Consider the following 22,894-nt stretch of genomic DNA (forward strand, 5'->3'; position numbering starts at 1 on the left):
CCGGTGGTGCGGGGCCGTCAGCGGCCGATGACCTGGGGCAGTGCCCCGCGGTCGGCGGCGGGGCGCGCGCCGCGCGTGGCGGGGGACCGCTGCGTCCTGCGGTGTCCGCGCTCGCCGCGCGTCTCGGCGACGAGCATGTCGACGCAGGCCAGGAGGTCCTCGTCCTGCGCCGCGCGGCGGATGCGGCGGGCGGCGCTGCCGTCGGCGAGCGCCTGGTGCGCCAGCGTCCGCACGGTCTCCCAGTCCCCGTGGATTTCCAGTGCGGGACGCAGCCGGACGAGCAGCTTGCGCAGCACTTGGTCCGCGGGCGCCTCCCGGTGGGTCTCGGGGTCCACGAGGGTTCCTTCGAGGCCGGACCGGGCGGCCCGCCAGGCGGCGCCGCGCAGCCACTCGTGCCGACCGGAGCAGTGCGGCTCTCGGTGGGTGCGCAGCCGTTCGCGGGCGTCGGTGACCAGGGCGCGGAAGAGGCCGGCGATGAGCACGACGGTCTCCGCGCGCGGGCACGCGTCACAGATGCGCAGTTCGAGTGTGCGCAGGTGGGCGGAGGGGCGGACGTCGTAGTAGATCATCCCGGGGTCGCTGATCACTCCGGCCTGGACGAAGTCCTGCACGGCGGCGTCGTACTCGGCGGCGTTCGCGTAGCATCCGGCGGGTCCCGCGGTGGGCCAGCGCTGCCAGAGCAGGGTGCGCCAGCTCGCGTATCCCGTGTCGGCGCCCTGCCAGAACGGTGAGCTGGCGGAGAGCGCGAGGAGCACGGGCAGCCAGGGCGCCACGGTGCACATCGCGCGTACGGCCGTGTCACGGTCGGGCACGTCCACATGGACCTGTGCGCCGCAGATGAGCTGTTCGTCGGCGACCTTGCGGTACTCGTCGCTCATGTGGAGGTAGCGCGCGTCGGCGGTGGGGCGGGCCGAGGCGGCCGGGGCCAGCGGGGCGGTGCCGGCGGCCATCACGGCCAGCCCGGACGAGGCGGCCGCCCGGTCGAGCCGCCGTCTCGTCTCGGTGACGTCGGCGTGCAGGTCGTCCAGGGAGGTGTGCACGCCGCTGTTGGACTCGACCGTCGACTGGTGCAGCTCGGTGGTGAAGGTGCGATCGGGGAGCCGCCGCAGTACGGCGTCGGCGCGCGGTACCAGGAGCCCGCTCTCCACCTCCAGGACGTGGAACTCTTCTTCCACTCCGATACGCATACTCACGTTCGCTCCTCGGGGTATGCCCGGACGTCCGCTCAGTGGTCGGACCCGTGTGCTGGGCGGATTCGGCGGCTGATTGCCCGGACCGAGTTCCCCACATACCGTCACATAATCTATGCAGCGCGCACGTCTGGCGCGAGCGCCTCTCAGACGAGCGGCACGACGCGGAGGGCGCAGGCGCACGCGCCCGTGCCGTGCTCAACCGTCCTCGTGGTGCAGCAGGAGGAGCGCGATGTCGTCGGTGCGCTGCCCGATCGCCTTGCTCTTCCTCAGCAGGTCGTCGATCAGCAGCTCGAGGTCGCGGTCGTCCGCCGCGCCGAGATGCCGCGCGAGGTCGGCGATGGAGTCGTCAAGGTCGACGCCCGGCGTCTCGACCAGGCCGTCGGTGTAGAAGGCGAGCATCATGCCCGGGGTGATCGGGAACTCCGTGACGGGGAAGACGGCGTCGGGGTCGATCCCGAGGAGGGGGCCCGGCACCAGGTCGACCGGTGCGGTGGCGCCGTCGGGGAGGCGGAGGAGGGGCGGCGGGTGACCGGCGCCGGCGAGGGTCGCGCGTCGGCGACCGAGGTCCAGGTGGGCGTAGAGGCAACTGGTGAACAGGTCGGGCGCGAGGTCGGTGAGCAGCCGGTTGGTCCTGGCCAGCACCTGGTCGGGTGACGCGCCCAGGGCAGCGTGGGCGTAGACACCGGTGCGGACCTGGCCCATCAGAGCGGCCGCGGCCACGTTGTGCCCCTGGACGTCGCCGATGACCGCGGCGGCGGCCGTGTCGCCGAGCCGGATCAGGTCGTAGAAGTCTCCGCCGATGTCCATGCCCCGGGTGGCGGGCACATAGCGGGCGGCGACCCGCAGACCGGCGACGCGGGGAAGGGTGCGCGGGAGCAGCGCCTGTTGCAGGCCGTGGGCGAGCTCCAGCTTGGTGTCGTACAGGCTGGCCCGGTCCAGTGCCTGGGCGACGAGCCCGGCGAGGGAGGTCAGGACGGCGCGTTCCTCGGCCGGGAACGGGTGGGGCCGCTCGTAGGACAGGACGCAGCAGCCCACGGGCCGGCCGGAGATGATCAGCGGCAGGAACGCCCAGGCCTGTTTGCCGCTGACCAGCGGCGCCTCGGGATAGATGCGCCGCATCTCCTCGGGGTCGGCGAAGAACGCGGGGATGCCGCTGCTGAGGGCGCGTCCGGCCGGTGTGAAGTCGGTGTCGAGAGGCAGCCCGTCGAGACGCTCGATGGTCTCCCGGGCGTAGCCGCGGTGACCGGTGATCCGCAGCCGGCCTGCGTCGGCCCTGGACAGCACCAGCCCCTGGGCGCCGAAGGCCGGCATGATCTGGTCGGCGACCAGGTCGATGACGTCCTGGACTCCGACGACCTCGGTCAGGGCGGCCGCCAGATGGGTGAGCTGGTAGAGCCGTCCGGCGCGGGCGGGCGCGACGGAGCGCGGGGAGTGGACGGCCTGCGCGGCGGCCGGGGGCTGCTCACCGCTGGGGAGGATACGGGCGCTGATGCCGCTGGCGTCGGGATAGAGGTGGATGTCGAGCCAGTGGCCGGGCGGGCGGCACGCGGTGAACGACACGGGCTCTCGGCTGATCACCGCCGCCCGGTAGCGGTCCTCGTAGGTCGGGTCGTCGAGCCAGCGCAGGGACTGCCACGGCAGGGTGCCCAGCAGCAGCCCGGCGTCGCAGCCCAGCAGTTCGCAGGCGCCGGAGCTGAGGTAGGTGAAGCGTCCTTCCAGGTCCAGGGCGCAGCTGCCGCCGGGCAGTCGCTCGGCGAAGTCGGCGGCGGCCATCGCCGGACTGCCCGACCGGCCGGTCCCGGCGGCGACGACGCGCGGTCCGTCACGGCCGTCCGGGCCCCGGCCTCGCGCGTCGGCGTCGTCCAGCAGCCGGGCGAGCCGACGGCAGCTGGAGGCGATGTTGCCCCGCTCCCGCGCGGTCATGTACGGCGGACGGGTGGCGGGCCAGATCAGCAGCAACGAGCCGCGGCGACGGCTGCCGGAGACCGGCGCCGCGACCATCGCCAGCGGGAAGGGCAGCACCATCGCGGTGCGCGGGTAGGAGCGGGCCATCTGTTCCTGGCTGGCCACCCACACCATCCGGTCCTCGCGGACCGCCACGGCCACCGGCGCCGGAGCGGCCATCGGGACGCGCGTCCAGGGTGCGGCGAACTCGGCCGGCGCCCCGCAGAGCAGGTCCAGGCGCAGCAGTTGCTCGTCGGGCCCGAGGAGGAAGAGCGCGCCGATGGACGCGCCGGTGCGGCGCACCGTCTCCGCGAACTCGGCGTCCAGGTCACCGTCGACGGCGGCCGGATCGCCCGCGCTGGTCACGAGGCACCTCCAGCATCGGGAGGAAGGGGAAGAGGTCTCCGGACGGCCGGGGCCGGCCTTCCGCTCCCCTCGGGGCGCGGCGCACGCGCACCGGGCGTGACCGCCCTCGCCCCTATCAGGACGCTACGCCCGCGGCAGGAGGTCGGCACGCCGTCCGGTGCGGCCGTCCCACGCGGCACGGCGGCGCGACGGACGTCGTGCCGTGACCGCCTCGAGGGGAGTCGCCGGGTCACGGCAAGGGGGTGCCGCCGGTGGCGTTGAGGATCTCCGCCGTGATGAAACTCGCCCGGGGCGAGGCGAGGAAGACATAGGCGGGCGCCATCTCGGCCGGTTGGGCGGGACGCCCCATCGGGGACTGCTTGCCGAACTCGGACGTGTCCGGCATCGTCGCCGGGATCAGCGGCGTCCAGACCGGGCCCGGGGCCACGGCGTTGACCCGGACGCCGTCCTCGGCCACCATCTGCGCGAGCCCCTGGGTGAACGTCACGATGGCCCCCTTGGTCATCGCGTAGTCCAGCAGGTGGGGGCTGGGCTTGTAGGCCTGCACCGACGTGGAGTTGATGATCGAGCCGCCGGCGGGGATGTGCGGCAGCGCCATCTTGCACAGCCAGAACATGCCGTACAGGTTCGTGCGCACGACCCGGTCGAACTGATCCGTGGAGATGGCCCGGATGCCGTCCGGCTGCGACATCTGGTAGGCGGCGTTGTTGACGAGGACGTCGATGCGGCCGAACTCCTCCACGGCCCGGTCCACCAGCGCGCGGCACTCGTCCTCCGAGCGGATGTCGCAGGACACGGCGACGGCCCTGCGGCCCGCGCCCTCGATCAGGGCCGCCGTCTCCTGCGCGTCCTTCTCCTCCTCGGGCAGATGGGTGAACAGCACGTCGGCGCCCTCCCGGGCGAACGCGAGCGCCACGGCGCGGCCGATGCCGGAGTCGCCGCCCGTCACGACCGTCCTGCGGTCGCGCAGGAGGCCGCTGCCCTCGTAGGACTCCTCGCCGTGGTCGGGCGGCGGGTCCATGGGACCGGTCCAGCCGGGATGTTCCTGTTCCTGGTCCGGGAAGTCGGGGCGGGGATGCTTGCGGGTGGGGTCCTGGGTCACTGATGTTCCCTCCTCGGTCTTCTGGACGCGTCATGGGTGGGTGCGCGGAGGTCGGGCCGCCGCCTCGGGCGACCCACCGGACACCCCGTACGGGACGGCGCGGGCACGCCGTGCGCAGGCGGCGCCCGCGCTCAGGCGCGTTCGGCGCGGACGACGACCAGTTCCTCGTGGTCCTCGCCGCCGTCCAGCAGGCCCTGCTGGACGAGCCACCGCATGCGTGCGCGCAGCACCGGGCCGTGGGGCACGGCGGCCCGGTCGGTGACCGTGGCGCTCAGCCCGGTGTCCGTCAGCCGCTCCAGGGTGGCCCGGGTGTCGCACAAGCTGGAGTGGACGAGCAGCAGAACGCCCCCGGGGTTCAGGACCGAGGGCGCCTCCGCGCAGATCCGGTCGATGAACGCGCGGCCGTCCCGGCCCGCGTCCCACGCGCGGGCGATACCGCGCCGCGGCAGCGTGGCGTCGGGCGACGGCACATAGGGCGGATTGCTCACGACCAGGTCGTACGAGCGCCCCGGCACGGCGGCTGTGAGGTCGCCGCGGCGAAAACGGACCCGCTGGCCGGCCAGCAGGGCGTTGATCCGTGCGGTCAGCACGGCGAGCCGCGAGATGTCGACCGCCGTCACCCGGGCACCCAGCCGCGCGGCCTGCACGGCGAGGGCCCCCGAGCCCGTTCCCAGGTCCAGTACCTCGGTGGACGTGCCGATGTCCTCGCGGGACAGGGCGCGGGTCAGCAGCCTGGTGTCCCACTGGGGTGCGTACACGCCCGGCGGGGTGAACGCCGGAAGCCCGCGCTGGGGCGCCCATGCATCCGCCGTCATCGCATTCTCCGTTCGGCAGGGCGCCCCCATGACGGGGCGCGGCTTTCCGCCACACTGGGTGCCCCTTCACGGGCGCTCCACACACGCCCCTCGTGTCCCACCGGGCGGCGGGGCGGTGTGCTGGTCGGCGCCTTCAAAGGCTCGTCAGGATCTGCGGGGCGAGATTCTTGATCATGGTGTTGGTCCAGCGCATCTGACGCAGGGTCCCGGGGTGGCAGTGCGACACGAGGGACAGCAGACGCTCGTCCCGGCCGGCCTGCGCGGCCTGGGCGAGCATCTCCCAGTGCAGGGAGTTCTCCGCGGCGCTCAGGTGCAGCTCCCGCAGGTCACGCAGGAGCAGCAGGCCCGGCTCGGGCCGGTGGGCCATCACCTCGGCGGTCTTCTCCCGCAGAGCGGACAGGACGCCGGCCGTATGCGCGCCGGACGAGCCGCCGAGGTGGACGCCCCGGGCGTCGGCGGCCTCCGCCAGGTGCGAGACATGGTCGCGCGACCATGCCGCGAGGTCGGTGGCCACGTGGTGGATCTCGTGCTCGGTGCGGTGCCGTTCGGCCACCGCGGTCAACTGCCCGGCGAGATGCCTCTCGCCGTGGTGCAGGGCGCGCAGGGTGAGGTTGACGCCGTTCACCGGATGTCCCTCCCGCCGGTGTCGTGGGACGCGGCCGACGTCTCCGTGACGAGGGCGGCGGAGCCCCCGGCGGTGGGCGGCGCGGCATCGGCGCGGGAGGGCGTCGACGCCGTGGTCGTCGGAGCGGGCGCGCGGTGTCCGTCCGCGCGTTCCACCAGGCGCAACGAGGCCGCTGCGGTCTTGAACAGCGGCTGTTTGGAGGCCGGGTCCCAGTCCGTGACGGTCGTCTCGTTCGCCGCGCGTCCCACTGTGCCGGCCCGCGGCCCGTAGCCGACCGCGGTGTCCCAGTATCCGTAGTGGAAGGGCACGAAGAGCAGGCCCGGCCGGATGTCGGTCACGCGCAGGCGGCCGCGCAGGGCGCCGCGGGGCGTGCCGACCTCGACCAGATCGCCCTCGTCGAGTCCGAGGTCGGCCGCGTCGGAGACGGACGCCTCCACCCACACGTCGGGGGCGGCCGCGTTCAGCTGGGGTGCTCGCCCGGTCTTCGTCCGCGTGTGGAAGTGGTACAGGGTGCGCCCGGTGGTCAGCTGGAAGGGGCGGTCCACGTCGGGCGTCTCGTGCGGGGGCAGATAGGCGGCTGCTCTGATCACGGCCTTGCCGTCCGGGTTGAGGGAGCGGTACTCGACGGGCTCGTCCGGGGCGCCGGTCTCCAGATCCTTGCCGTAGCTCTCGCAGACGTCCGGATGCGCCCAGCTGATGCCGTCGGTGTAGAGGCGTTCCGTACCGTCGGGAGCCTGCTCGTGGCACGGCCACTGCACGCCGCTCGCGTCGCGCAGTCCGGCGTAGGTGATGCCGGTGTAGTCGCACGGCCGGCCGGCGCTGCAGCGTTTCCACGCCTCGAAGGCCGATTCCGGGTCGTGCCAGGTGATCAGCGGGCCGCCGTCCTTGTCCCGGAAGTCCATGCGGGCGGCGTAGTCCAGAAAGACGTCGAGGTCCGGCCGGGCCTCGCCGGGCGGTTCGATCGCTTTGCCGGACAGGTGAACGGTGCGGTCGGCGTTGGTCGAGGTGCCGGTCTTCTCACCCCACGTCGCCGCGGGCAGCACCACGTCGGCGAGCTGGGCGGTCTCGGTGCGGAACAGGTCCTGCACGACGACGAACAGACGCTCCTGCCGCAGGATCGAGCGCACGCGCGACAGCTCGGGCAGCGACACCGCCGGGTTGGTGCCGCTGATCCAGAGCATGCGGATCGAGCCCTGCTCGGCGTAGCGGAAGATCTGCATCGCGTGCGTGGGCGGGGCGTAGTGCGGGATGGTCTCGGGCTCCACGTTCCACACCTTCGCCAGGTCGGCCACGTGAGCGTCGTTCTGCCAGTTGCGGAATCCGGGCAGGTCGCCGTCGGCGCCGCACTCGCGGGTGTTCTGGGCGGTGGGCTGCCCGTTCATCTGCAGCACCCCGGCGCCAGGCCGCCCGAGCATGCCGCGGATCAGGTGCAGGTTGTTGATCTGCACGGCGGCCGCGGTGGCCTGGTGGGACTGGTAGACGCCCTGCAGGACCGTGGACAGCAACAGGTCGGCTTCGCCGAGGACTTCGGCCGCCGCACCGATCGACGCGGCGGAGACGTCGCAGATGCCCGCCGCCCACTGCGGAGTGCACTCCCGCACCCGGGACGCCAGCTCCTCGAAGCCGACGGTGTGCGCGGCGATGTAGTCGTGGTCGACCCGGTCGGTGCGGATGATCTCGTGCAGGAGGGCGTTCAGCAGGGCCACGTTGGTGCCGGCGCGCGGGGCGAGGTGCACGGTCGCCCGCCGGGCCACCTGGGTGCGGCGCGGGTCGACGCACACCAGACGGGGCGGGTCGCCGCCTTCCAGACGGTCTAGCAGTCGCATCCACTGCACGGGCTGTGTCTCGGCGATGTTGTGCCCGAACAGCGCGACCACGTCCGCGTGGTCGAAGTCGTCGTAGCAGCCCGGCTGGCCGTCGCAGCCGAAGGACTGCTTCAGGGCCTCGGCGGCGGTGGCGGTGCACAGACGGGTGTTGCCGTCCAGGTGGTTGGTCCCGATGCCGGCCCGGGCCAGCACCGCCAGCGTGTAGTACTCCTCCAGATAAAGCTGTCCGGAGGTGTAGAAGCCGATCGACCCGGGTCCGCGTTCCTCCAGCAGCTCCCGCGAGCGGGTCACGATCCGGTCCATCGCGGTGTCCCAGTCGCACTCGACCAGACGCCCGCCCTCGCGGATCAGCGGCCTGGTCAGCCGGTCCTCCGACGCGTTCGCCTGCCAGCCGAAGAGGTCCTTGGGGCCCAGCCGGCCTCGGTTGACGCGGTCGTCCGCCCGGCCGCGCACACCGACCATGCGGCCGTCCACGACGGCGACGTCCATGGCGTCCCCGTCGGAGTGCAGGATCGAGGCGGCCTGCACCCACCGCTGCACCTGGTCCGGTGCGACGCCGTCGTCCAGCCGGGCGTCCACACGCGTGGGCCAGGACCGGTGCCGGTCGTAGGGGGTGCGTCCGCCCCACGGGTTCGCGATCCGGTCGACAGAAGCCTTCATGCCAGCCTCGTCCATGCCAGCCTCCTGGTGCCGCCGACGACGCCCGGCGCGTCGACTGTCACCCGGTACCCCTGCGACCCATCACGTAACGCCGCCGCCGACGGCGCGGGAGAACCCGTACTCGGCACGACCGCGACGATCCTCCCGGACCCGTACGGCCCCCGTGGACGCGAGATCGGCGTCACGCTTCTCCCACGGATCCACGATCGGAATCCTTACTTCCGGATATGGTGTTTTCGTGTGCAATCCTGCCCGCCCCCTGGGGAGGTCAAGCGATGGGCGCTCCTCACCGGGCGGACCGGGCCGCAGAACAGCCCTCGGGCGCCGTCGGGTACGCCGGTGTGCTGCGCGAGCTGCTTCCGATCGCGCTGTGGCGGGAGGACGGGCACGGACGCATCGTGGAGTGGTCGCTGGCCGCCCAGGATCTGCTCGGTTTCCGGCCGCAGGACGTGCTCGGCCGGCCGGCCTCCGCCCTGCTGGTCCCCGAGGGCAACCATGAGCTGGCCGATCAGCTCACCCATCGCGTCCAGGGCGGGGAAACGCTCGTCGGCACGCTGTCGGTGCGCCACCGCGACGGCCATCCGGTCACCATGGAGACCTGGATCGTGCCGGCCGCCGACGCCCAGGGCCGCCCCGGCGCCCTGCTGATCGCCGTGGAGACCTCCCAGGTCCTGCGCATGCGTGACTCCCTGGCGGCCCTGGAGAGCCTCTTCAGCCAGTCCCCCATCGGCCTGGCCACCCTCGGCGCCGATCTGCGCTTCCTGCGGGTCAACGACGCGCTCGCCCGGATGAACGGCGTCTCCGCCGCCGAGCACCTCGGCAGGCGGCTCACGGAGGTCGTGCCCGGCGTCAACGCCGTGGCGCTCGAGAAGACGATGCAGGAGGTGCTGGACGGGGGCCGGGCCGTCGTCGACGTCCGCCGCACCGGCCGGACCCCGGCGGACCCCGGTCGGGAGCGGACCTGGTCGTGCTCCTACGCCCCGCTGGTGGACGGCAGCGGCCGGACCCTGGGCCTGATCGCCTCCCTCATCGACATCACGGAGAGCCAGCAGGCCGAACACGACGTCGAGCGCGCCCGGCGCCGTTTCGCGCTGCTGGCGGAGGCCGGCACCCGGGTCGGCACCACCCTGGACCTGCGCCAGACCTCCGAGGAGATCGTGCGGATGCTGGTGCCCCAGCTCGCCGACTCCGCCGACGTGCAGCTCCTCGAAGACGCCATGAGCCCCGACGAGTCCACCGCCGCCACGCGCGGGGTGATCCGCCGGATGGCCGCCCTCTTCCCCGACCCGGCCGCCCCGACGGCGAGGCTGCTCCCCGGCATGACCTCCCGGCTCGAGCGCGGTTCGCTCTACGAACGGGTCATCGCGGCAGGCCGCCCCACCAACCTGTACCGGTCCGACGTGTCGGCGCTGATCCCCGACCCGCGCGCCGACGAGCTGCGCGCCTACCTCATGAGCCTCGGCTCCGCGCGGCTGGTCCCGCTGGTCGCCCGGGGCAAGGCGCTCGGCGCGGTCGTGGTGACACGCCTCCGCAGCCGTGAGCCCTTCGACGAGCAGGACTGCGTGCTGATCGACGAACTGGCCGCGCGCGCCGCCCTCAACATCGACAACGCGCTGATGTACACCCGGCAGCGCGCGGCGGCCCTCACCCTGCAGCGCAATCTGACCAACAGCGCGCTGCCCGCCGTCCCCGGCCTGGAGCTGACGGGGCGCTACCTGCCCGCCAGTGAACACGACGTCGGCGGCGACTGGTTCGACGTCATCGCACTGCCCGAGGAGCGCACCGGACTCGTCATCGGAGACGTCATGGGGCACGGCATCCACGCCGCGGCGATCATGGGCCAGCTGCGTGCCGCCGTGCGCACCCTCGCCCGGCTGGGGATCGACCCCGCCGACATGCTCCGCTCGCTGGACGCCCTGGTCGCCGACATGGGCGACGACCAGCTGGCGACCTGCGTCTACGCCGTCCACGATCCCGCCTCCGGCGGGTGCCTCGTCGCCAGGGCCGGTCATCCCCCGCCCGCCGTGCTGTCGCCCGGCGGGTCGGTCACCTTCCTCGACGGCTCGCCGGGAACTCCGCTGGGAACCGGCGGACGGCAGTTCGGGACCGAGGAGGTCCCGCTGTCGCCGGGCGGCCTGCTCGTCCTGTACACCGACGGGCTGATCGAGACCCGGGGCAGAGACCTCGACCAGGGGCTCGACCGCCTCGCCCGGGCCCTGCGCCGTCCCGGCCGGTCACTGACGGCGCTCTGCGACGACGTCCTCGCGCAGATGCTGCCATATCCGGGCCAGGACGACGTCGCCGTGCTGATGGCCCGTCCGCAGTGACCCCTGCCGCCGCCTGCCGGTGACGTCCGCGCTGTCCGCCACGGGCCGCACGACAGCCGCGCACCGGCATCGGACACGGGAACACGGGTACCCGAACGCCCGGGAGGTTCTCATGTTCGAAGCCGGTGACATCCGTGAATGGCGCGGTCACGACGTGGTCGATCCGCAGGGGCACAGGATCGGCGTCCTGGAGTCGGTCTACGTGGACACCGGAACGGACTGCCCCTCCTTCGCCACCGTGACCGTCGGCCTGCCCACCCGCCGCCGGCTGGTGTTCGTGCCGCTCACGGGGGCGACGGTCGGTCCGGGCTACCTGCGGGTCGTCCACGACAAGAACGCCGTGAAGAAGGCCCCGGCGATCGACGTCGACGGTGAGCTGCCCGCCGAGGACGAACCGAAGGTGTTCGCGCACTACGAACTGGACTACACGCCGGGCCTCGGCGGCGAACGACGCCTCGCCCGCCGCTGAGACGACAAGACCGCCGGGAGAGCCGATGAGCCTGTTCCTGTTCCTGATCCTCGCCGCCCTCGTCCTGGGCATCATCGGATTCGCGGCCCACGGGCTGTTCTACCTGCTGATCATCGGCGCGGTCGTGCTGCTGGCCGATCTGGTCTACGCGGGGGTCCGGTTCCGCCGGGGCGGGCGCAGGCACCGGCTGACCCGCTGACGGGCCGCTGACGGGCCGACGACCCCGGTGCGGTGGGTCGGAGTCCCCTCGCCTGTGTCTCGCATCCCCGGCGGCCCTTGCGTTGACGAAACGGAACCGCGTTCCGTACATTAAACGGAGCAACGTTCCGCTTCGGGTTGCCCCGGGCCGGACGCCTGCTCCTGCCCGCCACCCCGTCGCCCGGTCTCCGCGTCCGGCGCCCCGGGGGGCCATCGAAGGGAAACCCGCACCATGAGTGAACCGGCCTTCTCAGCCCACGCCTTCGGCCCGCGCACCGCCGTCCTGTCAGTCAGCCCGATCACACTGCCGATTCCCGGCCGGCCCGTGGACCTCCAGCTCCGCATCACCGCGCCCGTCACCGGGGACGACCTGCCGGTCATCCTCCTCTCGCACGGCCAGGGGCACTCCCACCACCTGTCCTCGCTCGACGGATACGCCCCGCTCGCCCACTTCTGGGCCGCACACGGCTTCGCCGTCATCCAGCCCACCCACCTGAGCTCCAGCACGCTGACCCTGGCCCCCGACACCCCCGGGGCTCCCCTGTACTGGCGCTCACGCGCCGAGGACATGCGGCACATCCTGGACCGGCTCGACGCGATCGAGGCCGCCGTCCCGCAGCTCCCCGGACGCCTCGACCGCGACCGGGTGGCGGTGGCCGGGCACTCCATGGGCGGACACACCGCGAGCCTGCTGCTCGGCGCCCGCCTCACCGACCCCGACGAAGGGACGCAGGTGAACCTGGCCGACCCGCGGATCAAGGCAGGCGTCCTGCTCGCCGCGCCCGGCCGGGGCGGCGACGCCCTCACCGAGACCGTGGCGCAGAACTTCGGCTTCCTGCTGACCACGGACTTCTCCACGATGACGACGCCGACGCTGGTCGTCGCGGGCGACAAGGACGACTCCGCCCACCTGACCGTCAACGGCCCGGAATGGCACATCGACCCCTACCGGCTCTCCCCCGGCCCCAAGACCCTGCTGACGCTCTTCGACGCCGAGCACGGACTCGGCGGCGTCTCCGGGTACGACGTCGCCGAGACGACCGACGAGAACCCGGCGCGGGTCGCCGCCGTCCAGCAACTGACCGCCGCCTATCTGCACAGTCGGCTCTATCCGGGCGCCCCGGCCTGGCAGACGGCACGCGAGGCGCTCACCACCGGCCCGCACGCCGTCGGCCGCGTGGAGGCCAAGCACGACGAAGCCGAGCCCACCGAAGCCGCATAGGCCGCAGGAGCAGACCGGGCGGACAGGCCGGGCGAGCCGGCCGGAACAGGCCGGTCAGGCGCGGACGCCGCGCATCAGGTCGGCGACCAGACTCACCCCTTCCCCGTCAGGCGATGGGCGTCCGCGCGATCTCGTCCGCCGGGAACGGGGTGCGTCGGCTCCGGGTGAGCAGTCCATGATCACCCCCGCCGGCCCCGGACCGGCCGGGGAAGGGGCAACGGTCGATCATCCCGGAAAGCGGCGCCCCGTTCACGGATGCCGGGGCTCGAGCAGGACCGGCAACGAGCGGTGACTGTTCATCAAGAAGCTCGCCATCGGCTGGAGTTCCTCCGGCCGGCAGGCGAGTTCCATTTCGGGGAAGCGTGCGAAGAGCGCGGCGAACGCGCTCTCCGCCTCCACCGCGGCGAGCGGAGCGCCCATGCAGCGATGCGGTCCATGACCGAAGCCGAGGCTGTCGCGGTTCTTGCGCAGCAGGTCGAAGCGGTCGGCGTGCGGTCCGTGGCGCTCCGGTTCCCGGCCACCGGCCGCGAAGGAGACGAGGATGGCCTCCCCCTTGCGGATCAGCACGCCGTCCAGGTCGATGTCCTCGACGGCGAAACGCATCGGCGAGTACGCCCCGGGGGTGTGCACGCGCATCGTCTCGGCGACCACGTCCTCCCAGGTCGCGCGACCCTCCCGGACGTGCTCCAGTTGCCCGGGAGCCAGCAGCAGCGCCCCGATCGCGTTGGTGATCAGGGCGGCGGTGGTGTCCTGACCGCCGGCGATCATGAGGAAGAGGGTGCCCAGCAGTTCCTCCTCGCTGAGCCGGTCGTCCTGGTCACGTGCCTGGATCAGCAGGGACGTGAGATCGTCGCCGGGCTCGGCCCGCTTGGCCTTCACCAGTTCCGACAGCCTGACGAACGCCTCCAGCCGGGCCGCCTCGATCTCCTGACCACTGATCGTCGTGCCGAACACCGTGTGCAGCGCCGTGCACAGCGCGTCCGTGTCCTCGCCCTGCTCCACTCCGAACAGTTCGCAGATCACCCGCATCGGCAGCAACTCCGCGTACCCGGTCCGCAGGTCCACCGGCGATCCCGTCCCGCCCGACCGGGCGAGCGAGTCGACGAGTTCGGCCGCGATCTGCGCGACCCGCGGCCGCATCGCCTCCGAGCGGCGCGCGGTGAACGCCCCGGCCACCAACCGGCGCAGCCGGGTGTGGGAGGCGCCGTAGGCGAACAGCATGTTCTCGTTCGCCACCCACGGGTACAGGGGCCACTCCTCGGTGATCCTTCCCTCGATGAAGTCGGGCCAGTGCCGACGTGCGTCCTTCGACACCCTGGGGTCGGTGAGCAGCCGTTCCACGTACTGCTGCCGTACCACCGCCCAGGCCACCACTCCCCCGGGCAGTTCCACGCGGACGGCCGGTCCCTTGGCCCGCAGCATCGCGGCCTCGCCCGGGAGGTCACGCCCCGTCACGTCGAGGGCGTAAGGGCACACAGTCGCATCCATGGTCGTACTCCCCGGTTTCGTCCTGCACACGTCGGCATGGCCGGTTGCCGCCAGCCGGGGGCTCCCCCCGCCCCCGCGGGAACACACGACGGCGTCCCGGACAACCGTTCACCTCCCACCCCTCCCCGCGCCACGCCCCGCCCAACCCCCCTCGCCCTCACGCCTCTCACGCCCCACCGCCACCGGCGCCGCGCCGGTCCGTGGGCCCCCGAGCGTCGCCTCAGCCGCTCCGCGGCGGCCGGGCTCCCGCCCCGCCCGCGGTCTTCACCCCGCCGCCTGCGGCTGCGCGGTCCCCCAACCGGCCTGCACGGCCTCCTCGTAGACCCGGGCGCCCCGGTCCGGCGCGGTGTCCAGTTGCAGCAGCACCGCCGGCACGGCGACCCCCGCCATCAGGTGCCGCTGAAGGTCCGTCACCCGCTCCGGCAGATCCGCATGACCTGTCATGATCTTGGAGAGCACCTGCACCCCGGTGAACGCGCCCACGAACATCCGCGCGGCCGCGTCCACATCGACGTGCGGCAGCAGCTCGCCCCTGGCCTTCGCCCGCCCCAGCAGCTCGGCGTTGCGCGCGATCCATCCGCGCATCGGCGCCTGCCGGTCCAGTCCGTCGCTGTGCGCGCCCTGGTCCACCGTGAGACGGATACTGCCCTGCACCAGCGGGTCGCCCACCGCCAGCAGATGAGCCAGGACGAACGCCTCGTCCAGCCCCTGCTGCAGCATCAACTCCCGCGCGGGCACGGCCGGGATCGCACCCAGCTGACTGGCCAGGACCGCCTGGGCGAGCTCCTCCTTGGAGGAGAAGTGAAAGTACAAGGCCCCCTTGGTCACGCCGGCCCGGGCGAGGATCTCCGAGATCGTCGCCGCTTCGTACCCGACCTCCGCGAACACCGCCGCGGCCGCGACGAGGACGGCCCGTCTCGTCCGCACGGCCCGTTCCTGCAGCGCCACGCCTTACCTCCGAGGTAGCTCCCGCGTTTCAGGCTCCGGAAAATATACCGACAGGTTTGTCCTGTGCCACCTCGCCGGTTCCCGGCCCGCAAACCCGCGAGGGTCGCCACCTCCGGCCCCGTGTCACTCCCGCCCCGCGCCCCGGCCGGGCGGAACGAGACACCTCAGCTCCCCGGCTCCCGCCTGGACCAGGACCCCGCTGCCCCGTCCTTCCCCTGCTCATCAGGAAGAACTGCGGCACGGCGAACGGGCTTTCGCCACGGCCACCCCTCGGATCACGCCATTCTCACCCGTGGTGTTTGCCGATTTCCGACTTGATAACAAAACCGGGAGGTCCGTATCTTCTGGCTCACTGCGCATCCAGACGTCCAGCATCCGGATCTGCGACCAACGGGGGAGAGGGTCATGGCCCTTCTGGCATTTCACAACACAGAGCGCCCCACCGGGCCGCACCGAGCCGACCCCGTCCCGGATCAGGCCGGACCGGACCGTGCCGGACAGGAACAGGCCGAACAGGCCGAACAGGAACACGCCATTCCCGAGCAGGCCGTACCGGGGCGGGCCATACCGGAGCACGTCGGCCAGGCCTCCCCGCCGGGCCCGTCCTCGGACCGGTCCACGGCCACGGCCGCGGCCGCCCGGGAACCGAACGCCGAGGGGTCGGGGGAGCCCGAGGAGGCGATCGCCCGTGAGCTGACCCGGCTGCTCTTCGACCAGGACGGCGACCGGGCACGGGTGCACGCGCCCTGGCGGCGCCTCATAGCCCAGGACGCCTTCCGGCACCGGCCCGATCTGACGCCCGAGCAACGGGCCGAGCAGTCCTACGCCTGGCTGCGTCTGGTCAACGACACGCTCGACGACCCCGTGTCCCTCGCCGACGACCCGGCCCTGCTCACGGCTCTGCACGAATGGGCCGCGATCGTCGACGGGGGCGGCGGCCTCACCACCGTCGCGAGCATCCACTACAACCTCTTCCTCGGAAGCATCCTCGACCACGCCGACCACGCGTCGAGGGACCTGAGCGAGTTCACCTCCCTCCGCCGTATCGGCACGTTCCTGTGCACCGAACTCGACCACGGCAACGACGCCACCGCCCTGGAGACGATCGCCCGCCACGACCCCGCGACGGGCGGCTTCGTCCTGCACACCCCGCATCCGGGCGCCGCGAAGTTCATGCCCAACACCAGCACCCTGGGCGGTCCGAAGGCGGCCGTCGTCGCCGCCCGCCTCCTCGTCGACGACCGTGACCACGGCATCTTTCTCTTCCTGACGCCGCTCACCGACCGCGACGGCCCCCTCCCCCACGTCACGGTCGAACCCCTCCCGCTCCGCCCGAACGCCCCGGTCGACCACTGCCTCACCTCCTTCGACCATCTCCCCCTGCCCGGCCGGGCCCTGCTCCAGGGCGAGCACGGCCGCCTCGGGGCCGACGGCGCCTTCGCGAGCAGCCTCGGCAACCGCCGCAAGCGGTTCCTCACGTCCATCGCGCGCGTCACCGCCGGCAAGCTCTGCATGAGCGCGGCGGCCGTCGGCGCCTCCCGCGCCGCGCTCGCCATCGCCGTCCGGTACGGCGACCAGCGCCATGTCAGCGGCCCGCGGCCCGGCCAGCGCATTCCGGTGAACGCCCACCGCACCCACCACGGCAGGCTCCTGCAGGCCGTGGCCACCGCCTATGCCATGACCCTGCTCCACCGGTCCCTCACCGCCGCGTGGGACCGGCACACCGCCGACGACCGCGACCGCCTGGAACGCGTCATCGCCCTGGCCAAGGCGTGGATCACCTGGCAGGCGCGCACCATCGCCCTCGAAGCACGCGAACGCTGCGGCGCCCAGGGGCTGCTGCCCGCCAATCACCTCGCCGGGTTCCCCGAGTACATCGAGGGGACCATCACCGCGGAGGGCGACAACCTTCTCATCTCCACCAAGGCGGCCGCCGAACTCCTGCACCACCCGCCGGCCCCGCCGGTCGCCGACCAGGGCCCGGCCCACCTCAGCGAACCCCGATTCCTGCGCGAACTGCTCGCCCACACCGAGCACGCCTTCCACGCCCAGGCCCGGCGCGCACTCCGCAACGGCCCCGCCCACGACCCCCAGGGCCGCTGGAACACCGCCTCGGGCCCCGCCCTCCAGCGAGCCCACGTCCACACCGCCCTCCAGGCGGCCGACGCCCTGCTCTCCGCTCTCGCCCGCACCACCGACCAGCCGGCCCACGGCGTCCTCAGCGACCTCACGGCCCTCTTCCTGCTCGGCCAACTCGCCCCGCACACCGGCCTCCTGCTGGCCGACGGCCACATCGCCGCGCATCACGTCCACGAGTTCCCCGCCGCGATCGACGACCTCACCCACCGCCTCCAGCCCCGTCTCACCACCCTCACCCGCGCCTTCGACCACCCATCCGAGTACCTCGACGCGCTGCCGCTGCTACAGGGCGACGCCGGGCGTCAGGGCGGGGCGGACGGCATGCGGTAGCGAGGGCGGCCGCGCACACGGCAGAGGACCGCGCGGGTCGGGCCGTGGACCCGGAGGCGGCTGGCCACTCAAGCCAATCAACCGACTCAAGCCAATCAAGTGGCGGTGTACCCGAGTTGGCGTCTCATGTACGGGGTCATGAGGGTCTTCGCCTTGGCCAGCACGGAGGTCCGGCCGCCCAGCACGGCGCTCTCACCGCCCGGCACGGGAAGCAGGGTCATTCCGTCGGCCGGGCCGAAGGGCACGATGAGCGGGGTGCGCCGCAGCGGCCGGTAGAGCCGGGGCTCCCTGCGGTGTCTGCCGGAACTGTGCAGATACGCGCGGATGTTGTGGGCGGCGAGGTCGGCCTGGGCCAGCGCCGCAGGGGTGATCTTCAGCTCGGTGGCGTCGTTGACGTCGCCGACCGCGAAGACGTCGGGCCACCCCTGGACCCTGAGCCTGCGGTCGACCTTGACGTGGCCGCTCGCGGTGAGCCAGTCGCCGTGTCCGGCCAGGCGCAGCCAGAGCGTGTTCGGGGTGGTGCCCGTGGCCCAGAAGGAGACGTCGGCGTCGATGACCGCGCCGTGCGCGTCGCGGTAGGTGCCGAAATCGTTGCCCGGGGAGATGAACGAGCCGAGGCGGACCTCCACGTCGTGCGACTGCAGCCAGTCGAGCGCCTTGCGGCCGGCCCGTTCGCTGCCGGTGGCGTGGAGCAGCGTCGTTCCGGCGTGGGCGAGAGTGACGCGGGCGTCCGGCCGGGCCAGCCGGATCTCCGCGCTGAGCTCCACGCCCGAGGGGCCGCCGCCGACCACCAGGACGTGCTGGGCGGCGGCGACCTTGCGCTGGTGGACGGCGAACGACTCGATCGTCTCCTCGGCGGTGACGCCGGTGAAACGCGCCGGTTCGGGGTAGTCGGCGCCCGACGCGATGACGACCACGTCATAGGGGAGCCGCTCGCCCGTCGCCAGGACGACCTGCCGTGCAGCGGTGTCGATGCGCACGGCCTTGCCGACCACCATCCGGCCGTCGCGCAGCAACCGGTCGTACGGGATGAAGGGGGTGACCGACCACTCCGGGCGCACACCGGCCCGGAGGGAGGCGATGCGGTGGAAGAAGACCTCCTTGCGGTCCACCAGGGTGACCCGCGCCGTCGAGTCGAGCCGTTTGGCCAGGCGGACGCCCGCATAGCCGCCGCCGATCACCACTACGTCGCCGTCGCGCACGCGCGTCTCCTGAGCAGGGGGTGCATGGGGGGAGAGCGAGCGACGCGGTGGGTGGGGACTCCTCGATCGCTCGAACTGGCGACGAGCGTATCGCTTGAATTCTAAAGTTCACCCGGCGAGGTGTGCACATTCCGTGAAGCCGAACCCACCGGTCCCCCTTCGGCCGAACCGGCCCGGCCGGTAGTCTCCCGCGGCCGGCGGGCGATGACGTTCACGCGGTTGCAGGCGTCGATCACGGCGATGGCCGCCACCAGGGTGGCCCCTGCGGGAGCTTCCCGTCCCGGACCCGGCGGCCCGTCGGGCGAGGGTCGGCGTGCCTCGCCCGACGGGCCCGCGTCATGAGCGGCACCCTCCCACGCGCCGGGTGCTCAGGGCCACGTCGTCCATGCGGAGGTCGTACGAGGAGGGCGTGGGGTCGGCCTGGTACAGCTGCCAGCCGAGCTTGAGCGTGTCGAAGTGCGGGAAGACGAAGTCGTCCGCCGTGCCGCCGTGCTCCTTCGTGGAGACGGTCAGGTCGGACTGCTCGACGCCGTCCTGATACACGGTGACGCGGTTGTCCGCTGCGTCGAGGTGGAACTCGACGCAGCTCCAGGCGTCGGCCGTGGCCGGGGCGGAGGTCTTCCATGCCGTCCAGTCGCCGGTGGGGCCCAGGTCGGAGCCGACGCCCCAGAAGTTCGCCCGTGAGGTGGGAACGTACTGGCCGCCCAGCGGGCGTACCAGCGTGGGGGTGTCGGAGCCGGACGCCTCGGCGATGGTCCAGTGCGCCCAGTCGGGGGCCTGGGGGAACCGGTCCACCCGCAGCCGCAGACGGGCCCAGAAACTGTTTCCGGCGGGTGCGAGGCCGGGGAGCACGAGGAAGGCGTGACCGTTGCCCTCGGTGCGCAGCCGCAGTTCGCGGCCGTGGCCGGTGGAGCTCGGTTCGACGGTCAGCGAGCCGTCGGAGACGTCGGTGGTCCAGCCGCGTCCCGCGATGACCGGGCCGAGCGGGAGACGGTCGAAGTTCTCCCGGACGGAGGGGGCGTGCCGGGCGGGAGACGCCGAGGCGGTGGGGGTGTGCACGCCGGTGGGACCGGCCGAGGCGGTGGGGGATGTCGCGAGCAGCGCGGCCGTCGCGGCGGACAGCGCGGCGGCGAACTTCCTCATGCGTGTCATGAGCACAGTCTGCCGCACGCGCCACCGCGGTCAGCCCACCCGGTCCCCCAACACCGCTTCAGCGGTGGGCAGTTGGGGTGCCGGAGGCGCGCAGGGGACCGGTTTGCGGATCAGCAGGAGCGCCGCGTCGTCATGCAGGCGACCGCCGACATGCGCCAGCAGTTCGTCGTGGATCGCGCCGAGCGTGCGCGACGGCTCGTCGGACAGATGCCGCGTGAGCCCTTCGACGAGCGGGTAGAACGCGCGGTCGCGGTCCCGGGCCTCGATGACCCCGTCGGTGTACAGCAGCAGCTGGTCGCCGTCCGCGAAGGTCAGCTCCTGCAGACCGGGGGTCTGGTCGGTCAGGGCGCGCAGCCCGAGGGGCGGGGCGGGCGGCGCGGGCTCCACCGCCTCGATCTCCTTCGACGCACGCACCAGCAGAGGGGGCGCGTGTCCGCAGTTCACCACTTCCAGCACTCCGGGCCGGGGGCAGCCGGCAATCACGGCGGTGACGAAGTCGTCGGCCCCGAGGTTGCGCGCGAGACTCCGCTCGATCCGGTCGACGACGGCGAGCAGATCGGGTTCGTCGTACGCGGCCTCGCGGAAGACGCCGAGGACGAGCGCCGCGGTGCCCACCGCCGGCAGCCCCTTGCCGCGCACGTCCCCCACGATCAGCCGTACGCCGTACGGGGTGGGCACCAGCGCGTACAGGTCCCCGCCGATCCTGGCCTCGGCGGCCGCGGCGCTGTAGCGGACGGCCGCCTCGAAGGGACCGACCGTCGGCGGCACCGGCTTGAGCAGCGCGTGCTGGGCGGCCTCGGCGACCGACCGGACGTCCGCGAGGACCCGCTCCCGACGCGAGCGCAGGGCGCCGGCCAGGGCGCTCGCCGAGGTGACGGCCAGCAGGGCGGCCGGCACGGCGGCCAGCTCGGCCCCGGAGGCGCCGTCGCGGGCGCCGAGCGCCACGCCCAGGCCCGCGGCGAGGAGCCCCACGCCGAGGACGCCGCGCGGTCCGTCCGTGCTGGCGGCCAGCGCGGGGCCGGCCGCCAACAGCGGCAGCCAGACCGTCCCGGCTCCGCCGAGGAGGAAGACGAGCCCGATGACGAGGGTGATCAGTACGGGCAGGAGCGGACCTGCCGCCGCCACCCGGTGTCCGAACAGCCGCGTCGAGCGGGGGTCGCCGTCATGGTTGCGGGCCTGACTCATCTGGTCCGTAATCCTCACCTGTGCGCCGGGTACATCTGAAATGTCCGTTTCCCTTAGGAAACGGGGTCGGCGCGGCTGCTCACAAGGATCAGGTTTTCAGATAGTGAACGATCAGAAGGTAAGGGAAAGACTCCTGGTCACGCGGCCGGCGGTCGGGAGGAGCCGGTCGCGTACCTCCTCGAGCCGGGGCAGCCGGTCCACCGGCAGGGAGACGCCGAGCGAGCCGAGGGTGTCGCCGCTGTAGACCGGCACCGCCACGCAGACCGTGCCGAGGGCGTACTCCTCCAGATCCGTGACCCCCGGGGCCGCGGGAGAGGCGTCCAGTTGCCGGAGGAGTTCGGGGGCGCTGGTGATGGTCCTCGGCGTGAGGTCGGCGAGGTGGTGGCGGGAGAGGTAGTCCTTGCGGGCGTCGTCGTCCAGCTCGCGCAACACGGACTTGCCGAGCGCGGTGGCGTGACCCGCGTCCTCGAATCCGACCCACAGGTCGACGCGGGGCGTCCGGGGTCCGTCGACGATCTCCGCGACCCTGATCTCGCCGTCCTCGTAGAAGGTGAGGTAGGCGGCGGTCGCGAGCTCGTCGCGCAGCGCGGCGAGCGTGGGGCGGACCCGGCTGAGCAGCGCCTGTCCGCGACTCGCGGTGTGCAGCGTCTGCACCCTGTCCCCCAGGATGAACCCGCCGTCCTGGAGTTTGCGCAGGTAGCCGTCGTGGACCAGGGTGCGCAGCAGATGGTAGGCGGTGGCCAGGGGCAGGTCCGCCTCCCGTGCCAGCTGTTTCGCCGGCGCGCCGTTGTCGTGCGCGCTCACCGCCTCCAGCAGGCGGAACGCTCGCTGTACGGAGGCGATCAGCGTGGGGCCGTCCCGCGCGTTCATACGAACAGCGTGCGCCGGACACCCGGTGCAGGCAACACCCGTGCCGCGGGCCCGTCGCGCCGCACACCGCCACGACACGGGTCACGGGCCCCGCGGTGGCGCGTCCGGCAGTGTGCGGTCGTCCCGGGCGACGGTCTCCGACGTCGGACGCGGGCCACGAGTCGCCGGAGGGCGATGTCGAGTTCGAGGACGTTCACGCGCGGCTCGCCGACGAAGCCGAGGGTGCGTCCCGCGACGTGTTCCCGGGCCGGCTTCCGCGCCTCGGGGACGGGCGGACGGTTGCGTGCGGCGACCCGGTGCGCCTGCGGTTCGGCGTACGCCGGGGAGATGCCCGGGGTCGAGGCCGGATGCCCCAGCCGGTTCCCGGGCGGCGCCGTCGGGGCGGTCCGTCGTCCGGACGGCGGACGAGGGAGGATGGGGCCATGAGCGTAGTGAAGATCAACGTACTGACCGTCCCGGCGGAACAGCGGGAGACCCTTGAGAAGAGGTTCGCCGCACGGGCCGACGCCGTCGGGGACTCCGACGGGTTCGAGTGGTTCGAGCTGCTCCGCCCGGTCGAGGGCACCGACACCTACCTCGTCTACACCCGCTGGCGGGACGAGGAGTCCTTCCAGGCATGGCTCGGGGGCTCGATGAAGGCGGCGCACGGGGGCGGCGCGGAGGGAGAACGCCCCAAGCCGGCGGCCTCGGCATCCACCCTGTGGTCCTTCGAGGTGGCGCAGCAGGCGGGGCCCAGGAGCGCGTAGCGCGCGATCCGCGCCGCGGGGCCTCGCGGGGTCCCCGGGGCGCGGGGCCGTAGCCGGTCGATGCCGCGCGCCGGCGGCGGGGACGGC

The 22,894-nt window shown here is 72.9% G+C and carries 19 protein-coding genes; 6 read left to right on the forward strand and 13 right to left on the reverse strand.

The genetic code is table 11. From position 1 onward, the window contains the following. Positions 1–17 precede the first annotated feature (17 nt). The 6 genes from BG482_RS07205 to BG482_RS07230 form a co-directional block, all read right to left on the reverse strand. Positions 18–1,187 carry a glutamate--cysteine ligase gene (locus BG482_RS07205; protein WP_069768021.1) on the reverse strand — a complete coding sequence of 390 codons (1,170 nt, stop codon included), beginning with the start codon at positions 1,185–1,187 and terminating at the stop codon, positions 18–20. A 201-nt stretch (positions 1,188–1,388) separates the two neighbouring features. Beyond that, a complete protein-coding gene (locus BG482_RS07210) occupies positions 1,389–3,503 on the reverse strand; it encodes a SpoIIE family protein phosphatase (protein WP_069768022.1) in 2,115 nt (704 codons plus the stop codon). 229 nt (positions 3,504–3,732) lie between these two features. Beyond that, positions 3,733–4,605, reverse strand: a complete 873-nt coding sequence (locus BG482_RS07215; RefSeq protein ID WP_069768023.1) for an SDR family oxidoreductase — start codon at positions 4,603–4,605, stop codon at positions 3,733–3,735. Positions 4,606–4,736: 131 nt separating this feature from the next. After that, positions 4,737–5,420 carry a HemK2/MTQ2 family protein methyltransferase gene (locus BG482_RS07220; RefSeq protein ID WP_069768024.1) on the reverse strand — a complete coding sequence of 228 codons (684 nt, stop codon included), beginning with the start codon at positions 5,418–5,420 and terminating at the stop codon, positions 4,737–4,739. A 133-nt stretch (positions 5,421–5,553) separates the two neighbouring features. Continuing rightward, on the reverse strand, positions 5,554–6,045 hold the full coding sequence (locus BG482_RS07225) for a hypothetical protein (RefSeq protein ID WP_069768025.1): 492 nt from the start codon (positions 6,043–6,045) through the stop codon (positions 5,554–5,556). Continuing rightward, entirely contained in the window at positions 6,042–8,531 is a 2,490-nt protein-coding gene (locus tag BG482_RS07230) for a molybdopterin oxidoreductase family protein (RefSeq protein WP_069768061.1), read from the reverse strand. The genes BG482_RS07225 and BG482_RS07230 overlap by 4 nt, the downstream gene beginning before the upstream one ends. A 275-nt stretch (positions 8,532–8,806) precedes the next feature. Between BG482_RS07230 and BG482_RS07235 the strand changes: the two genes are divergently transcribed. The 4 genes from BG482_RS07235 to BG482_RS07245 all read left to right on the forward strand — a co-directional run bounded on the left by BG482_RS07235 (position 8,807) and on the right by BG482_RS07245 (position 12,747). Continuing rightward, entirely contained in the window at positions 8,807–10,858 is a 2,052-nt protein-coding gene (locus BG482_RS07235; protein WP_069768026.1) for a SpoIIE family protein phosphatase, read from the forward strand. Between the two features lie 112 nt (positions 10,859–10,970). Then, positions 10,971–11,327 carry a PRC-barrel domain-containing protein gene (locus BG482_RS07240; RefSeq protein ID WP_069768027.1) on the forward strand — a complete coding sequence of 119 codons (357 nt, stop codon included), beginning with the start codon at positions 10,971–10,973 and terminating at the stop codon, positions 11,325–11,327. A gap of 25 nt (positions 11,328–11,352) precedes the next feature. Then, positions 11,353–11,526 carry a hypothetical protein gene (locus tag BG482_RS43805; RefSeq protein WP_176741322.1) on the forward strand — a complete coding sequence of 58 codons (174 nt, stop codon included), beginning with the start codon at positions 11,353–11,355 and terminating at the stop codon, positions 11,524–11,526. 231 nt (positions 11,527–11,757) lie between these two features. Next, positions 11,758–12,747 carry a chlorophyllase gene (locus BG482_RS07245; RefSeq protein ID WP_069768028.1) on the forward strand — a complete coding sequence of 330 codons (990 nt, stop codon included), beginning with the start codon at positions 11,758–11,760 and terminating at the stop codon, positions 12,745–12,747. Positions 12,748–12,996: 249 nt separating this feature from the next. On the opposite strand, the gene BG482_RS07250 is transcribed toward BG482_RS07245, so the two are convergent. Continuing rightward, positions 12,997–14,235, reverse strand: a complete 1,239-nt coding sequence (locus tag BG482_RS07250) for a cytochrome P450 (protein ID WP_069768029.1) — start codon at positions 14,233–14,235, stop codon at positions 12,997–12,999. A 264-nt stretch (positions 14,236–14,499) separates the two neighbouring features. After that, positions 14,500–15,183 carry a ScbR family autoregulator-binding transcription factor gene (locus tag BG482_RS07255; RefSeq protein WP_069768030.1) on the reverse strand — a complete coding sequence of 228 codons (684 nt, stop codon included), beginning with the start codon at positions 15,181–15,183 and terminating at the stop codon, positions 14,500–14,502. Between the two features lie 405 nt (positions 15,184–15,588). Here BG482_RS07255 and BG482_RS07260 point away from each other — a divergent pair, with 405 nt between their 5' ends. Continuing rightward, positions 15,589–17,652: an acyl-CoA dehydrogenase gene (locus tag BG482_RS07260; RefSeq protein WP_107450408.1), complete on the forward strand. Its 2,064-nt coding sequence runs from the start codon at positions 15,589–15,591 to the stop codon at positions 17,650–17,652. Positions 17,653–17,747: 95 nt separating this feature from the next. Here the strand turns inward: BG482_RS07260 and BG482_RS07265 are convergent, their stop codons facing one another. The 5 genes from BG482_RS07265 to BG482_RS46080 form a co-directional block, all read right to left on the reverse strand. Next, a complete protein-coding gene (locus BG482_RS07265; RefSeq protein ID WP_069768031.1) occupies positions 17,748–18,854 on the reverse strand; it encodes an NAD(P)/FAD-dependent oxidoreductase in 1,107 nt (368 codons plus the stop codon). Positions 18,855–19,190: 336 nt separating this feature from the next. After that, positions 19,191–20,006, reverse strand: coding sequence for a hypothetical protein (locus BG482_RS07270; RefSeq protein WP_069768032.1), 816 nt, complete (start codon positions 20,004–20,006; stop codon positions 19,191–19,193). A gap of 30 nt (positions 20,007–20,036) precedes the next feature. Beyond that, a complete protein-coding gene (locus tag BG482_RS07275; RefSeq protein ID WP_079141645.1) occupies positions 20,037–21,191 on the reverse strand; it encodes a PP2C family protein-serine/threonine phosphatase in 1,155 nt (384 codons plus the stop codon). A gap of 111 nt (positions 21,192–21,302) precedes the next feature. Next, positions 21,303–22,061 carry an IclR family transcriptional regulator gene (locus BG482_RS07280; RefSeq protein ID WP_069768033.1) on the reverse strand — a complete coding sequence of 253 codons (759 nt, stop codon included), beginning with the start codon at positions 22,059–22,061 and terminating at the stop codon, positions 21,303–21,305. After that, a complete protein-coding gene (locus tag BG482_RS46080; protein WP_370745759.1) occupies positions 22,058–22,528 on the reverse strand; it encodes a potassium-transporting ATPase subunit C in 471 nt (156 codons plus the stop codon). The genes BG482_RS07280 and BG482_RS46080 overlap by 4 nt, the downstream gene beginning before the upstream one ends. Here BG482_RS46080 and BG482_RS07285 point away from each other — a divergent pair. Beyond that, on the forward strand, positions 22,484–22,807 hold the full coding sequence (locus tag BG482_RS07285) for an antibiotic biosynthesis monooxygenase (protein WP_069768034.1): 324 nt from the start codon (positions 22,484–22,486) through the stop codon (positions 22,805–22,807). The two genes, BG482_RS46080 and BG482_RS07285, sit on opposite strands and share 45 nt — an antisense overlap. Positions 22,808–22,894: the final 87 nt, after the last annotated feature.

The organism is Streptomyces sp. LUP30 (assembly GCF_001746365.1).
Taxonomy (GTDB): Bacteria; Actinomycetota; Actinomycetes; order Streptomycetales; family Streptomycetaceae; genus Streptomyces.